The 14,587-nt window shown below is 71.1% G+C and carries 12 protein-coding genes and 1 tRNA gene; 10 read left to right on the forward strand and 3 right to left on the reverse strand.

Annotated features, from left to right (window positions below; all coding sequences use genetic code 11):
* The first annotated feature begins 223 nt into the window (after positions 1–223).
* The 8 genes from OKJ99_RS08145 (at position 224) to OKJ99_RS08180 (ending at position 8,781) form a co-directional block, all read left to right on the forward strand.
* The gene (locus OKJ99_RS08145) at positions 224–1,201 is read left to right on the forward strand and encodes an ABC transporter substrate-binding protein (protein ID WP_326015156.1); all 978 of its coding nucleotides are present in this window, start codon (positions 224–226) and stop codon (positions 1,199–1,201) included.
* The gene (locus OKJ99_RS08150; protein ID WP_326015157.1) at positions 1,198–1,965 is read left to right on the forward strand and encodes an ABC transporter permease; all 768 of its coding nucleotides are present in this window, start codon (positions 1,198–1,200) and stop codon (positions 1,963–1,965) included. Before OKJ99_RS08145 ends, OKJ99_RS08150 begins: the two co-directional genes overlap by 4 nt.
* Positions 1,962–2,762: an ABC transporter permease gene (locus tag OKJ99_RS08155; RefSeq protein WP_326015158.1), complete on the forward strand. Its 801-nt coding sequence runs from the start codon at positions 1,962–1,964 to the stop codon at positions 2,760–2,762. The genes OKJ99_RS08150 and OKJ99_RS08155 overlap by 4 nt, the downstream gene beginning before the upstream one ends.
* Positions 2,755–3,576 carry an ABC transporter ATP-binding protein gene (locus OKJ99_RS08160; RefSeq protein WP_326015159.1) on the forward strand — a complete coding sequence of 274 codons (822 nt, stop codon included), beginning with the start codon at positions 2,755–2,757 and terminating at the stop codon, positions 3,574–3,576. The genes OKJ99_RS08155 and OKJ99_RS08160 overlap by 8 nt, the downstream gene beginning before the upstream one ends.
* A 69-nt stretch (positions 3,577–3,645) precedes the next feature.
* Complete coding sequence (locus OKJ99_RS08165) at positions 3,646–5,400, forward strand: sensor histidine kinase (RefSeq protein ID WP_326015160.1); 1,755 nt, start codon at positions 3,646–3,648, stop codon at positions 5,398–5,400.
* The gene (locus tag OKJ99_RS08170) at positions 5,397–6,035 is read left to right on the forward strand and encodes a response regulator transcription factor (RefSeq protein WP_326015267.1); all 639 of its coding nucleotides are present in this window, start codon (positions 5,397–5,399) and stop codon (positions 6,033–6,035) included. Before OKJ99_RS08165 ends, OKJ99_RS08170 begins: the two co-directional genes overlap by 4 nt.
* A gap of 326 nt (positions 6,036–6,361) precedes the next feature.
* Positions 6,362–7,888, forward strand: a complete 1,527-nt coding sequence (locus OKJ99_RS08175; RefSeq protein WP_326015161.1) for a long-chain-fatty-acid--CoA ligase — start codon at positions 6,362–6,364, stop codon at positions 7,886–7,888.
* A 128-nt stretch (positions 7,889–8,016) separates the two neighbouring features.
* On the forward strand, positions 8,017–8,781 hold the full coding sequence (locus OKJ99_RS08180; RefSeq protein ID WP_326015162.1) for a sulfite exporter TauE/SafE family protein: 765 nt from the start codon (positions 8,017–8,019) through the stop codon (positions 8,779–8,781).
* A gap of 30 nt (positions 8,782–8,811) precedes the next feature.
* On the opposite strand, the gene OKJ99_RS08185 is transcribed toward OKJ99_RS08180, so the two are convergent.
* Together OKJ99_RS08185 and OKJ99_RS08190 are read right to left on the reverse strand one after the other, a co-directional pair.
* The gene (locus OKJ99_RS08185) at positions 8,812–10,899 is read right to left on the reverse strand and encodes an MDR family MFS transporter (protein WP_326015163.1); all 2,088 of its coding nucleotides are present in this window, start codon (positions 10,897–10,899) and stop codon (positions 8,812–8,814) included.
* 250 nt (positions 10,900–11,149) lie between these two features.
* The gene (locus OKJ99_RS08190) at positions 11,150–11,638 is read right to left on the reverse strand and encodes a DUF309 domain-containing protein (RefSeq protein ID WP_326015164.1); all 489 of its coding nucleotides are present in this window, start codon (positions 11,636–11,638) and stop codon (positions 11,150–11,152) included.
* A gap of 127 nt (positions 11,639–11,765) precedes the next feature.
* Here OKJ99_RS08190 and OKJ99_RS08195 point away from each other — a divergent pair.
* Positions 11,766–11,839 (forward strand) — tRNA-Pro (locus tag OKJ99_RS08195).
* A gap of 94 nt (positions 11,840–11,933) precedes the next feature.
* Here the strand turns inward: OKJ99_RS08195 and OKJ99_RS08200 are convergent.
* Positions 11,934–12,650, reverse strand: a complete 717-nt coding sequence (locus tag OKJ99_RS08200) for an alpha/beta fold hydrolase (RefSeq protein ID WP_326015165.1) — start codon at positions 12,648–12,650, stop codon at positions 11,934–11,936.
* Positions 12,651–13,054: 404 nt separating this feature from the next.
* Between OKJ99_RS08200 and OKJ99_RS08205 the strand changes: the two genes are divergently transcribed.
* Complete coding sequence (locus OKJ99_RS08205; RefSeq protein ID WP_326015166.1) at positions 13,055–14,578, forward strand: amino acid permease; 1,524 nt, start codon at positions 13,055–13,057, stop codon at positions 14,576–14,578.
* The last annotated feature ends 9 nt before the right edge of the window (positions 14,579–14,587 follow it).

Here is a 14,587-nt window from a genome sequence, read left to right on the forward strand (position 1 = left end):
GATGCCCGCCAATCCCGGAAAGTACTGGCCATTGAGCCTCTGACTTTCTCATCAGTCACCATCGCAACACGCGGCTCGGTGCCGGCCGGTCGCGCGGGCGGCGCGGCCCGCACCCGGGACTCAGCTGTGAGTCGTGTCAACACCCTTGCCTGTAAAGGGAGTTGGCCCCATAGTGCGGGCTCTACGTTGCCGCTGAGCACCAGGGCTCCCAGGGGGGATACCCATGCGTTGCACGCGCCGCACACTCACCGCTGTCACCACCGTGCTGCTGCTGGCCGCCACCGCTGCCTGCGGCTCCGGCTCCGACAGCCCGAAGTCCGGATCCGTCAAAGACAGTGGCACCACGAAGCTCAAGATCGGCATCATCCCGATCGTCGACGTCGCACCCCTGTATCTCGGGCAGAAGAAGGGCTTCTACAAGGAGCAGGGCCTCAGTCTGTCCATGACCATGGCGCAGGGCGGCGCGGCGATCGTGCCGGGCGTGGTCAGCGGCCAGTTCCAGTTCGGCTTCTCGAACTCCACCTCGCTGATGGTCGCCCAGTCCAAGGGCGTCCCCGTCAAGGTCGTCACCAACGGCGTCGGCTCGACGGGAAGGGAGGGTGCCGACTTCGGCGCCGTGGTCGTGAACAAGGACAGCCCGATCAAGTCCGCCAAGGACCTTGAGGGCAAGAAGGTCGCCGTCAATACGCTCAAGAACATCAACGACACCACGGTCCGGGAGTCGGTCCGCAAGGACGGCGGCGACCCCTCCAAGGTGAGGTTCGTCGAGCTCGCCTTCGACCAGATGCCCGCCGCGCTCGACAAGGGGCAGGTCGACGCGGCCCAGGTCGTGGAGCCGGCCACCGCAACCGTCAAGGCGCGGGGCGGCCGCGTGATCGCCTCCAACTACGTCGACACGGCGCGCAAGTTGACCGTCGCGATGTACTTCTCGTCGACTCAATACGTGGATCAACACCCGGACATCGTCAAGAAGTTCAACGCCGCCACCCAGCAGTCCCTCACCTACGCCAACGCGCATCCCGAGGAGGCCCGGGACATCGTCCGCACCTACACGAAGATCCCGCAGGCGACCCTGGACAAGGTGACGCTTCCGGCCTGGCCCGCGCAGTGGAACCGCCCCTCGCTCGACACCCTCGCCAAGCTGGGCGAGCAGGACGGCCTGTTCGCGAAGACCCCCGACCTCGACACGCTGCTGCCGTGATCCCCGCGGTGCCCGGGCTCCTCGGGCTGCTCGTGTGCGCGGCGCTGTGGGAGGCGGTGCCGCGCCTCGGCCTGGTCGACCCCGACTTCCTGCCGCCCTTCACGACGACCCTGAACGCCCTGCGCGGCGAGCTCGCGGACGCCGCCTTCTGGGCCGCGCTCGGCGACACCCTCACCGGCTGGGCGCTCGGCCTCGCCCTCGCCACCGCGGGCGGCGTCCTCGCGGGCCTCGTCATCGCCACGGTCCCGTACCTGCGTGAACTCACCGCGTCCACCATCGAGTTCCTGCGCCCCATCCCCTCCGTGGCGCTCATCCCGCTCGCGATCCTGCTCTACGGCACGGAGCTGCGCTCGGTCCTGCTGCTCGTCGTCTACGCCGCGTTCTGGCAAGTCCTGGTGCAGGTGCTGTACGGGGTGCAGGACGTGGACCCGGTCGCCGACGACACGGCGCGCGCCTTCGGCCTCGGCACGTGGGCGCGCGTGCGGCACGTCGTGTGGCCCACCGCCCTGCCGTACGTGATGACGGGCGTACGGCTGGCCGCCGCGGTCGCGCTGATCCTCGCCATCACCGTCGAACTCGTCATCGGTGCACCGGGCCTGGGACACCGGATCAATGTTGCGCAGAGTTCACAGGCCGTCCCGGACATGTACGCATTGATCCTTGTGACCGGCTGCCTCGGCGTATTGATCAACACTGGAGCGCGGTTCGTGGAGCGCCGCGCCCTGTCCTGGCACCAGTCCGTACGGGCGGAGACCCCGGCGTGAGCCGCACACTCCGCGCCCTGCGCGCCGCCGCACTCGCCGTGGCCCTGCCCTGCGTCCTGGTCGCCATCTGGTGGTTCGCCTCCGACACCAGCACCAGCTTCTACGCGCCGCCCCTGCGCACGATCCTGTCCCGCTTCGACGACACCTGGACCGCGGACCGCCTCCGGGACGACGTCCTGCCCAGCGTGGCGCGCCTGCTCGCCGGCTACGCGGCCGCGGGCATCGCCGGAGTGGCCTTCGGCGTGGTCATCGGCTCCTCGCGCCGCGCCCGCGCCGTGTGCGAGCCCGCCCTGGAGTTCCTGCGCGCGGTGCCGCCACCCGTCCTGGTTCCGGTCATCATGCTGTTCGCGGGCATCGGCGACACGATGAAGATCGCCGTGATCGCCTCGGGCTGCGTCTGGCCTGTGCTGCTGAACACGGCCGCGGGCGTACGCGCCGTGGACCAGGTCGCCGCCGAGACGGCCCGCTCGTACGGGATCGGGGGAGCGGCCCGGCTGCGCCACCTGGTGCTCCCCGCCGCGAGCCCGCAGATCTTCGCGGGCCTGCGCCAGGCCCTGTCCATCGGCGTCATCCTCATGGTCATCAGCGAGATGTACGCCTCCAGCAGCGGCCTCGGCTTCGCCGTCGTGGAGTTCCAGCGCTCCTTCGCCGTGCCGGAGATGTGGACAGGCATCCTCGTCCTCGGCCTGCTCGGGGTGGTGCTCGCGCTGCTGTTCCGGCTCGTCGAACGGCGGGCGCTCGGCTGGTACCACGGATCGCGCGGGGCGCGGCGGAAGGCGGGAGACGGCGGTGCTTGAGGTCACGGGACTGCGCAAGCTCTACGAGGGCTCGGGCCGGCAGGTGGAGGCGCTGCGCGACCTGACGTTCCGCCTGGAGGCCGGCGAGCTGGTGTGCGTCGTCGGCCCCTCCGGCTGCGGCAAGACGACGCTCCTGAAGTGCGTCGCCGGGCTGCTGCGGCCGACCGAAGGATCGGTCGCCCTGGACGGCACACCGGTGACGGGCCCGCGCCCCGGCCTCGCCGTCGTCTTCCAGGAGTACGGGCGCAGCCTCTTCCCGTGGATGCGGGTCGCCGAGAACGTCGAACTCCCGCTCAGGCAACGTCAATCGATCCCCAAGGCGGCCCGCCGGGCGCGCGTGGCCGAGTCCCTCGAAGCGGTCGGCCTCGCGGGCGTCCACCGCGCCTACCCGTGGGAGCTGTCCGGCGGCATGCAGCAACGCGTCGCCATCGCCCGCGCGTTGGCGTACGAGCCGGAGGTGCTCCTGATGGACGAGCCCTTCGCGGCCGTCGACGCCCAGACCCGCGCCGACCTGGAGGACCTGGTGCGCGGCCTGTGGCGGGAGCGCGGCATGACGGTCCTGTTCATCACGCACGACATCGACGAGGCCGTGTACCTGGGGGAGCGGGTGCTGGTCCTGAGCGCGTCGCCGACGGTCGTGCTCGACGACGTGCCGATCCAACTGCCCGTGCGGCGCGACCAGTTGACGACGCGGGCGGACGCGCGGTTCACGGGCCTGCGCAGCCGGGTCCTCGAACTGGTCCGGCAGGGCGGCGGCGCGGGCGCGGGCGCGGGCGACGAGCCTGACGGGCGGGTGGCAAAGGATATGCGGTAACCCGCGGTTACCGTCAGGCGGGTGCGACCGATTTCCCCGGCCCACCCCCGGATGCCTTACCGTGTGGCCGTGGACAGTCAGGGTGAGCGGGCGGTTCGGCTGCGCCTGACCGGGGCCGTGGCCCTCGCCGCAGTATCGGGTGGGGCGGGCGCGTGGGCGTACGCGCGCAGCGGCGCGTCCGCGGGCGATCTCGTACGGGACCTCGCGGTGGGCTGGGCGTATGTGGTCGCCGGCGTCGTCGCCTGGCGGCGCAGGCCCGCCAACCACACCGGGCGCCTGATGGTGCTCGAAGGCGTCACCTGGTTCTTCGGCAACCTCCAGGGCACCGCGGTGCCCGCGCTCTTCGCCTTCGGCGCCTGGTGGGAGGCGCTGAACATGGCGGTCCTCCTGCACCTCATCCTGTCGTTCCCCGAGGGCCGCCTCACCACCGTTCTCACCCGCCGCCTGGTCCAGGTCACGTACGGGCTCGTCGCCGTCGGCGGATTCGTGCGCACGCTCCTGTTCGACCCGGCGGCCGAGACCGGGGCGACGTACCTGGACTGCCGGGAGTGCGGCCCGAACCTGCTGCACGTGCCCGCCTGGGACAGCCTCTTCGGCCCGTTCGACGCCGCCTACCACGCGTCGGGCTGGGTGATCTCGATCGTCGCCGCCGTCGCGATCGTGCAGCGCTGGCGGCACGCGTCGGCCGCCCGCAGGCGTGCCCTGCTGCCCGCCTGGATCGGCATCGGCGTCGCCACCGTGTTCCTCATGTGGGACATGCTGTTCTACGTAGTGCCGTGGTTCGGCGGCGTCGGCTCGCTCGCCGAACAGGCCGTCTACGTGATGTCCGACCTCGCCCAGGTCGCCGTCCCCTTCGCCTTCCTCGCGGGACTGCTGCGCATGCGCCTGCAGCGCGCCGAGGTCAGCGGGCTCGTCATCGACATCGGCACCGACTCCGATCCGGCGCGGCTGCGCGAGGCGCTCGTCCGCGTCCTCGGCGACCCGACGCTGCGGCTCGGCCTGTGGGACGAGGAGCGCGGCCGGCACGTCGACGGGTCGGGCCGCGAGGTCGCCGCGGACGGGGCGGGGCGGACCCCGGTCGCCGCCGCCGACGGCCGCCCGCTCGCCCTGCTCCACCACGACCCGGCCCTCGCCGAGGACCCCGAACTCCTGCAGTCCGTGGCGGCCGCCCTGCGCCTCGCCCTGGAGAACGTCTGGCTGCGCACGCGCGCGAAGGACGTCGCCACCCGCATCGTGGCAGCCGCCGACGCCGAGCGCGGCCGCCTGGAGCGCGATCTGCACGACGGCGCGCAGACCCGCCTCGTCTTCGCCCTGATGTCCGTACGCCGCGTGCAGAAGGGCCTCGTGGACCACCCCGACGCGACGCTGCGCGAGGCCGCCGACGAGGCGGAGACCAGCGTGCGGCACGCCATCGATGAACTGCGCGGCATCGCCCACGGCATCCACCCCGCCGTCCTCACCCGCGACGGACTCGCCGCCGCGCTGAGCGAGCTGGCCGAGGAGGCCGCCGTACCGGTCGTCGTCGCGGCCGAGTCCCGCCGCTACGACCCGCTCGTCGAGTCCACCGCGTACTTCACCGTCTGCGAGGCCCTCACCAACGCGGCCAAGCACGCGGAGGCGCGGGCCGTCAGCGTCTCGGCCCGCCACCACGAAGGACGGCTCGTGGTGGAGACCGTGGACGACGGCGTCGGCGGCGTCGACCTCGCGCGCGGCACCGGCCTGCGCGGCCTCGCCGACCGGCTCGCCGCCGTCGACGGCGTACTGCACATCCACAGCCCCGCCGGGGGCGGAACCAGAATCAGGGCGGAGCTGCCGTGCGGGTGATCGTCGCCGAGGACTCGGCGCTCCTTCGGCTGGGGATCGTACGGCTGCTGACCGACGAGGGCATCGAGGTGGCCGCCGAGTGCGGCGACACCGCGCCGCTGCTCGCCCTGGTCGCCGAGCACACCCCGGACGCGGTGCTGCTCGACATCCGTATGCCGCCCACCCATACCGACGAGGGCCTGGTCGCGGCGGCGGCCGTGCGCGCGGCGTACCCCGACACCGGCGTGCTGCTGCTGTCCCAGTACGTGGAGACGACCGCGAGCGTGCGGGCGCTCGCCCAGCGGCCCGAGGGTTTCGGCTACCTCCTCAAGGAGCGCGTCGCCGACGCCGAGGAGCTGAGCGGGGCGCTGAAGCGGGTGGCCGCGGGGGAGACCGTCGTCGACCCGCTGGTGGTCGCCCGCCTCATGGAAACGCCGCGTCGGCCGGGCCCGCTCGACGAGCTCACAGGACGCGAGCGCGACGTGCTCGCGCTGATGGCCGAGGGGCGCTCCAACGAAGCCATCGCGCGGAAGCTGGTCATCGGCGGCAAGACGGTCGAGACCCATGTCCGCAACATCTTCGCCAAGCTGAGCCTGGAGTCGGACCCCACCGAGCACCGCCGCGTGATGGCGGTGCTGCGCTTCCTGCGCGGCTGAACCGCGCTCGCCACCCTTGGGTGGAAGAAATTCCGGCTACCCGCTCCGTCGGACGACGCGCCACCCCCGTAGCCCCCGTGCTCCCCCGTACGTCGTCCGCGGAGCGGTGCCGGACCTCCACAGTAGGCGGGCCGACCGGGGGAGACATCAGGGCCAGCCCTGAGATCCGGAAGTGACCCAGGGCACATGTTCGCGGGCGCGCTCCAGGCGTAGAGTCCCCCCCCCGGAGGACAAAACTAGCGTCGCTAATTTTATCGCTGTGGAGCCCTCCCGACCTGGTCCACCGCCGAACCAGCGGACAGTAGTACGGAACGGAGCGCTACCCGATGGCCACCCTCTCGCTCGCCGCGATCCTCGCCGACAACGCCCGCCGGCACCCCGACAAGACAGCCCTCGTCGCGGGCGAACTGCGCAGCACCTTCGCCGAGTTGTGGCTCCAGGTCCGCAAGCAGGCCGCCGCCCTCGCCGACCTCGGCGTCCGCCCCGGCGACAAGATCGCCCTCATGGCGCCCAACACCGCCGAGTTCCCGCGCGCCTACTACGCGGCCATCGCGGCGGGCGCCACCGTCGTCCCCGTCCATCTGCTGCTGTCGGCGCCCGAGGTCGAGCACGTGCTCAAGGACAGCGGCTCGACGCTCCTGCTGTGCCACCCGGCGCAGGCCAAGACGGGCGAGGCGGCCGCCGGTGCCGTCGGCATCCGGACCGTCGCCCTCGGCGCCGACGGCGAGCTGGAGAAGCTCACGCACGACGCCGAACCCATCGCCACGTACGCCACCCGCGACGCCGACGACGCGGCCGTCGTCTTCTACACGAGCGGCACCACCGGCGTCCCCAAGGGCGCCGTGCTCAGCCACCTCAACCTCGTCATGAACGCGACCGTCGACGCCTTCGACTGCAACGAGTACAGCCCCGACGACATCGTCCTCGGCGCCCTGCCGCTCTTCCACGCCTTCGGCCAGACCGCCTCCATGAACGCCGTGTGGCGCGCGGGCAAGACGCTCGTCCTGATGCCGCGCTTCGACGCCGCCAAGGCCGTCGAACTGATGGTCCGCGAGCACGTCACCGTCTTCCAGGGTGTGCCCACCATGTACGTGCACCTGCTCTCGGCGGCTTCGCAGGCGGTCGGGCACGGGGCCGAACTGCCGCGCCTGCGCGTCGCGGTGTCCGGCGGCGCCTCGCTGCCCGTCGCGGTCCTCGAACGCTTCCAGGAGCTCTTCGGCGCCCCCGTCCACGAGGGCTACGGGCTGAGCGAGACCTCGCCCGTCGCCGCCGTCAACCAGCCCTGGTACGGCGCCAAGGCGGGCACCATCGGCCACTCCATCTGGGGCGTCGACGTCGAGGTCGCCCGCGCCGAACTCGACGACCGCATCGAACTCCTTCCCACCGGCGAACTCGGCGAGATCGTCGTCCGCGGCCACTGCGTCTTCTCCGGCTACCTCGGCCGCCCCGAGCAGACCGCGGAGGCCCTCGTCGACGGCTGGTTCCGCACCGGCGACCTCGGCACCAAGGACGAGGACGGCTACCTGCGGATCGTCGACCGCAAGAAGGACGTCATCATCCGCGGCGGCTACAACGTCTACCCGCGCGAGGTCGAGGAGGTGCTGATGCGCCACCCCGGCATCGACCACGTCGCCGTCATCGGCCTGCCCGACGAAGTGCACGGCGAGGAGGTCTGCGCCGTCGTCGTCCTCAAGCCGGACGCCGCGCTCGACGCCGCCGAACTCACCGCGTGGTCCAAGGAGAACCTGGGCAAGCACAAGTACCCGCGCCGCGTGGAGTTCACCGACCAGCTGCCGCTCGGCCCGAGCATGAAGGTCCTCAAGCGCGAGCTGCGCGAGACGTACGCGGGTTGAGGCGTACGGGAATTGGGGCGCCGTGACCGCGGTCCCACGGTCCGCCGGACCCGGTGAAACGTAACCCGTATCACCATGCGGCGCCCCTGACGCCGGACAGGTAGTTGCGTCTAGCATCTGTCCTCGCGATGCACGACATATTCGGGATATCCCCCTGGGAGTTCTCTGCCCTGGCCGCCGCGGCCATGGTGGTGGGGTTCTCCAAGACCGCTGTCAGCGGCGCCAATACGGTCAGCCTCGCGGTCTTCGCCGCGATCCTGCCCGCGCGCGCCTCCACCGGAGTGCTGCTCCCCATCCTGATCTGCGGCGACATCCTCGCCGTGCTCACCTACCGGCGGCACGCCCACTGGCCCACGCTGTGGCGCCTGTTCCCCGCCGTCGGCGCGGGCGTGGTCCTCGGCACCGTCTTCCTCGGCTTCGCGGGGGACGGGGCGGTGCGGATGTCGATCGGCGTGATCCTGCTCGTCATGGCGGGAGTGACCCTCTGGCGCCGCAAACAGGCGGCCGCCGCCGACGCCGAGCCGACGCCGACCCGCGCGGCCCGCGTCAAGGCGGGCTCCTACGGCGTGCTCGGCGGCTTCACCACCATGGTCGCCAACGCGGGCGGCCCCGTGATGTCCATGTACCTGCTGTCGGCGGGCTTCAAGAAGCTCGGCTTCCTGGGCACCTCCGCGTGGTTCTTCCTCATCGTGAACTCCGCGAAGGTGCCGTTCAGTGTGGGCCTGGGCCTCATCGACGGCCGCTCACTGCTCCTGGACGCCGCGCTCGCCGTCTTCGTCGTGCCGGGCGCCATCATCGGCAGAGCCTGCGTGAACCGAATCAACCAACGGCTCTTCGAGCAACTCGTCATCGCGGCAACGGTCCTCGGCGGCCTCCAGCTCCTGCTGAACTGACGCCTGAAGAGCGTCGGTCCTGCACCGGCCCTACAGGGGGACCAGCGCACGCTCCGAACCCGACTGGCTCGTCAGCCCCTGCGCCATGTCCTCGGCCAGCAGCCGCTTCGCGATCGAGTCGACCGCGACGCGCAGCTCCGCGTCCGCGGGGCGGCCGACATCGGCCTCGACCTTCTCGCTCAGCCAGTCGCCCCAGGCGCTGTTGATGACCTCCGACTCCCGGTGGCCCGCCTCGGTGTGCGAGAAGTACGAGCCCGTACGCGTCAGATAGCCCTCGTCGACCATCCGCTGGAACACCGGCACCAGCACCTCCGGCGGCACCCTGCGGCGCGCCGCGATCATCCCGAGGCTCGCGTGCCCGACCATCCGCGTGAAGAAGTCCACCTGCATCACGGCCCACGCGCCCGCGACATCGAGCCGGGTCTCGGATCTCTCCAGGATCTGCCGCGCGGTGTTGAGGTTCGTCTCCTTCACCAGGTTCGCCACGGCCCGCTCCAGCACATGCGACGAATCGCCCGACGACGGCTGCGCGAAGCCCTCGCCCATGTCCGCGGAGCCCGCGCGCGCGGTGTCGCGCAACTCCACCTGCTTGAGGAACAGCGCCACCAGGAACCCGATGACCGCCACCGGCACCGTGCACAGGAACACCGTGTGCAGCGAATCCGCGTACCCGTTGACGATCGGCTCGCGCGCCGCTTCCGGCAGGCTGTGCAGGCCCTGCGGGCTCTGTGCGGCCTTGGCGAGGGCTTCCGGCGAGATCCCGGTCCCGGCCCGCGCCGCCTCCGCCACGCCCTGCTTCAGGTTCGGCTCCAGGCTGTTGGCGTAGATCGTGCCGAACACGGCGGTGCCGAACGAGCTGCCCAGCGTGCGGAAGAACGTGACACCGGAGGTCGCGGTGCCCAACTCTGAGTACTCCACGGTGTTCTGCACGGCGATCGTCAACACCTGCATGCACAGACCGATGCCGAGCCCCAGCACGAACATGTAGACGGACTCGAGCCACGTACTGGTCTCACTGTCCATCAGGGACAGCAGATACAGGCCGAGCGCCATCACCAGGGCGCCCACGATCGGGAAGATCCGGTACTGCCCGGTCTTGCTGACCACGTTGCCGGAGAAGATGGACGCGATCAACAGACCGATCACCATGGGCAACGTGCGTACACCCGAGATGGTGGCCGAGTCCCCGTCCACGTACTGCAGATACGTCGGCAGGAACGTCATAGCGCCGAGCATCGCGAAGCCCACGATGAAGCTGAGGATCGAGCAGACCGTGAACACCGGGTTGCGGAACAGATGCATCGGCAGCATCGGTTCCTTGGCCCGCGTCTCCACCCAGCAGAACAGCCCGAGCGCGACGATGCCGCCGACGAAGAGCCCGATGATGACGCCCGAACCCCACGCGTACTCGTTGCCGCCCCAACTGGTCCCGAGAATCAGGGCGCTCGCCCCGACCGCGACGAGCGCGATGCCGATGTAGTCGATGATCGGTTTCGCCGCCGACTTCACCACCGGGATCGTCCGGGCCGCCGCGATGACGACGACGATCGCGATCGGTACGTTGACGTAGAACGCCCAGCGCCACGTCAGGTGGTCCGTGAACAGCCCGCCGAGCAGCGGCCCGATGACGGTCGAGACACCGAACACGGCGCCGATGGCACCCTGGTACTTGCCACGCTCGCGCAGCGGAATGACATCCGCGATGAGCGCCATCGCCGTCACCATCAGACCGCCGGCGCCGATGCCCTGAAGCGCCCGCCAGGCGATGAGGAACGACATGTTCGTGGACAGGCCGCACAGGAACGAGCCGGTGATGAAGATGATCGCCGAGAGCTGGAAGACGATCTTGCGCCCGAACATGTCGCCGAACTTGCCGACGAGGACCGTGGCGACGGTCTCCGCGAGCAGATAGGCCGTCACGACCCACGACATGTGCGCCGCGCCGCCCAGGTCCGAGACGATCGTGGGAAGCGCCGTGCCGACGATCGTCTGGTCGAGGGCGGCCAGCAGCATGCCGAGCATGATCGTCCCGAAGACGACATTGCGACGGCGTCTGTCGAGGACCGGTGGAGCCGTCTCGGCGGCCGGCGGCGGGGCAGCTTCTTCGGTGGTCGTCACTCTCGCAGCGTCACATCGGGGTCCGGGCGGCGCATGCGGGTGGGGGCCGGACCGGTGACGTGCGCTTTTCGCGTCGGACGGGGATGTGCGCGCCGTGGTGGGGCGGGCGGGGATGTGTGCGAGCCGTGGGGCGAGGAGCGCGTGCCCCCGGGCGGACGGTCGCGTGCGCGCCCGAGGTGGGCGGGGGAGTGCGTGCCCGGCGCCCGGGGCGGACGGGGCGTGCGCGCCGGGCGCTCCGCGTCAGCTCAGGTCAGCTCAGCCGCGGCGCGACGGAGGCGGCATCAACCGGTTCGCCGGCCCGCTCCACCTCATCGGCGAGCCCCTGCGCCCACCGCACCAGCGCCGCCGTGTCCAGCCCGGCCGGTGCGACGCCCTGCCACGCCGCGATGCCCTCCGCGCCCCGGCGCAGCAGCCGGGCGCCCCCGGTTGCGTTGCCCCGCGCCGCGTGCGTCAGCCCGACGGCGGTCTGCGCGAGGGCCCGCCACAACCCGCGCTCGCCCTCCGGCCCGGACTTCCACGCGTCCTCGAACACCTCGTGCGCGTGGAACGGCTGCCCGGCATCCAGCAACGCCTGCGCCTCCGCGACACTCTGCGCGGCCGTCCGCACGACCCCCTCCGGCTGCCGCTCGACACCGGGCGTGCCATAGGGGAGCGGCCGACCGAGCCCGTCACGGGGCCGGGCATTGCGCGCCCGTCCCTCCTGGTCACGGTCCCGTTCACCGTCGCGCGAAGTACTCATGCCCCGATTCTCGCGCAACCGCCCGCGGGCCCGCAGTTCCGGTTTCAAACCACCCCTGAGCTTGGGGTATTGTTCTTCTTGTCGCCGCCGACGGACCGGAAAACACCGGGCCGGGGGCAGTGGACATCGGGACGTGGCGCAGCTTGGTAGCGCACTTGACTGGGGGTCAAGGGGTCGCAGGTTCAAATCCTGTCGTCCCGACAGTTCGAGCGATCGAATGTCGCAGGTGAAGGGCCGTTTTCGAACGGCCCTTTTGCTGTTTCCGATTCCGTTCCCAGGGCTCCCACAGTGGCTGTCAGGCGCTGGCTGTGGTTCCTGTTGCCGCGCGTGCGATGAGCGCGGCGACCTCGCCGGGGCGGGAGACGTACAGGGCGTGGCTGCCGCCGGTCTCGGTCACCGTGGCTCCGGCCCGTTCGGCCATGGCGCGTTGGGCGGCGGGCGGGATCATCCGGTCGTCGCCGGCGACGAGATAGTGGCTCGGCTTGGCCCGCCAGGCCGGACTGGTGACGGTGCCGGCCAGGGCGTCGAGCCCCCACGGGACCTGGGAGTCGGCGAGGAAACGCGCGTCGGCCTCGGGCAGGTCCCCGGCGAAGGATGCCGCGAACTTGTCCCGGTCCAGGAAGAGGAAACCGCCGACGGGCGGCAGGATCGGCGGGACGGGCGCGCCGGGCGGTGGATCGGCGATCAGCGTGTTGACCGACTCGTCCTTGTCGGGCGCGAACGCGGCGACGTAGACGAGCGCCGACACCGCGGCGTGATTGCCTGCCTCGGTGATCACGGCGCCGCCGTAGGAGTGCCCGACCAGCACGGCAGGCCCTTCGAGTCCGTCCAGCGCCTGGTGGACGGTGGCGACATCCCCCTGCAGGGATTCGGTGGCGTTCTGCACGACGGTGACGCGGTAGCCGTCCGCACGGAGCAGGTCGTACACCCCGCGCCAGCCGGAACCGTCGACGAACCCGCCGTGCACCAGCACGACATCCCGGACCGCGCGCGTGGGGGATGTTGCGTCCATGAAGGGTCAGCTCCCTCGGTCGGTGAACGAGGCCCGTGGCGAGCAGGAGTCCGTCGCGGGCCGGGTACCCACACGATGCGCGAAAAGCCGGAGAGTGTGACCAGGCCGATGCGGCGTACATCCTGTACGCGTTGTGCGCACCCCGACCGTGTGAACTGCCGTACATGGATGGGGCGTTGGCGTGGGTCGTTGGCGTGGGTCGTTGATGTGGGGCCTGAGGAGCCGTCACTTCATCGGTTGCGCCGATGCGCAGGCGCTGCACAGTGCCGCGGACCGTCGGGGAGAAGACTCGCTTACGGCGACGACACCGCTGGGACACCAGGGGGAAACGGGCCGTCCCTAATTTCTGTCGCTTGACAGGAAATCCGTCTCGCGGCAACTCGCCCATGCGACAGGGGACCGCCATGACCGTGACCACCGACCCAGCCCGGCCCGCGCCCTCCGGGGCAGACGGCACGGGCGACGGCTCGCTCGCCGAGTTCGGCTACCACCAGGAGCTGCGGCGCCGGATGGGGCGCTACGCCTCGTTCGCCGCCGGCTTCTCCTTCATCTCCGTACTGACCACGGTCTTCCAGTTCTTCGCCCTCGGCTACTCCTTCGGCGGCCCGCTGTTCTTCTGGACCTGGCCCGCCGTCCTCGTCGGCCAACTGCTGGTCGCCGCCTGCTTCGCCGAACTCGCCGCACGGCTGCCCATCGCGGGAGCCGTCTACCAGTGGTCGAGCAGGCTGGGCAGCCCGGCCTTCGGCTGGTACGCGGGCTGGATCATGGTGATCGGCCGGATCGTGGTGGTGGCGGCCGCGGCGCTCGCGCTGCAGGTCGTCCTGCCCGCCGTCTGGTCCGGCTTCCAAGTCGTGGGCGGCGACCCGTCACCGACCACGACGAGCGGAGCCGCCAACGCCGCCCTGCTGGGCGTGGTGCTGCTGGCCCTCACCACGCTGCTCAACGTCCTGGACAACCGGCTGTTGTCGGCCGTCAACACGGTCGGTGTCAGCGCCGAGATCGCCGGAGTCGCCCTGATCGTCGTGCTCCTCGTCACGCACGCGGAACGCGACCCCGGCATCACCCTGCACACCGGAGGTGCGGGCGGCACGATCGCGGCGCTGTTGGTGGGCTCGTTCACCGCCGCCTACGTCCTCATCGGCTTCGAGAGCGCGAGCGAGATGAGCGAGGAGACCGTCAACCCCCGGCGCACCGCCCCGCGTACGACGCTCACCGCGCTCACCACCTCCGGCGTCTGCGGCGGGCTGCTGCTGCTCGGCGGTCTGCTCGCCGCGCCCAGCCTCACCGACGGGCGCCTCGCGAGCGAGGGCCTCAGCTACGTGCTGACCAGCACCCTCGGCGACGGCATCGGCAAGGTCCTGCTCGCCGACGTGGCGCTGGCCATCTGCGCGGCGACCCTGGCGATCCAGACGTCGGCGACCCGCATGCTGTACTCCATGGCGCGCGACGGCGTCCTGCCGTGCTCGGCGCGGCTCGCGCGGGTGCCGCGAAGGACCGGGATGCCCGGCACGGCCGCGGCGGTGGTCGGTGTCTGCGCGGGGCTGCTGCTCCTGCTCAACCTCGCCTCCCCGCAGGCCTTTCTCGCCATCGGCACCACCTGCATCGCGATGGTGTACCTGGCGTACGCGATGGTGACCGGGCCGATGCTGCTGCGGCGGCTGCGGGGCCAGTGGCCGCCTGCCGGGGGTGAGCGCGACGAACTCGGCGGGCGGCTGTTCTCCCTCGGCCGCTGGGGGCTGCCCGTCAACGTACTCGCGGTCGGCTACGGGGTGTTGATGACGGTCAACCTGTCCTGGCCGCGCGCCGGGGTGTACGACCCGGAGGGCGGGCACTGGTACTTCCAGTGGTTCACGGTGCTGTTCCTCGGTGTCACCGTCGTGTCGGGCGCGCTCTACCGGTGGCACCGCCGCAGGGTGTCCGCCGCCTGATCCGGTCGG

The organism is Streptomyces endophyticus (genome assembly GCF_035798155.1).
In the GTDB taxonomy this organism is placed as follows: domain Bacteria; phylum Actinomycetota; class Actinomycetes; order Streptomycetales; family Streptomycetaceae; genus Streptomyces; species Streptomyces endophyticus.

Bases quoted from the DNA above. Each gene is read 5' to 3' on its own strand.
- OKJ99_RS08190 (WP_326015164.1), bottom strand. From the start codon at position 11,638: ATGAGTACTTCGCGCGACGGTGAACGGGACCGTGACCAGGAGGGACGG.
- OKJ99_RS08205 (WP_326015166.1), top strand. From the start codon at position 13,055: ATGACCGTGACCACCGACCCAGCCCGGCCCGCGCCCTCCGGGGCAGAC.
- OKJ99_RS08145 (WP_326015156.1), top strand. From the start codon at position 224: ATGCGTTGCACGCGCCGCACACTCACCGCTGTCACCACCGTGCTGCTG.
- OKJ99_RS08200 (WP_326015165.1), bottom strand. From the start codon at position 12,650: ATGGACGCAACATCCCCCACGCGCGCGGTCCGGGATGTCGTGCTGGTG.
- OKJ99_RS08180 (WP_326015162.1), top strand. From the start codon at position 8,017: ATGCACGACATATTCGGGATATCCCCCTGGGAGTTCTCTGCCCTGGCC.
- OKJ99_RS08175 (WP_326015161.1), top strand. From the start codon at position 6,362: ATGGCCACCCTCTCGCTCGCCGCGATCCTCGCCGACAACGCCCGCCGG.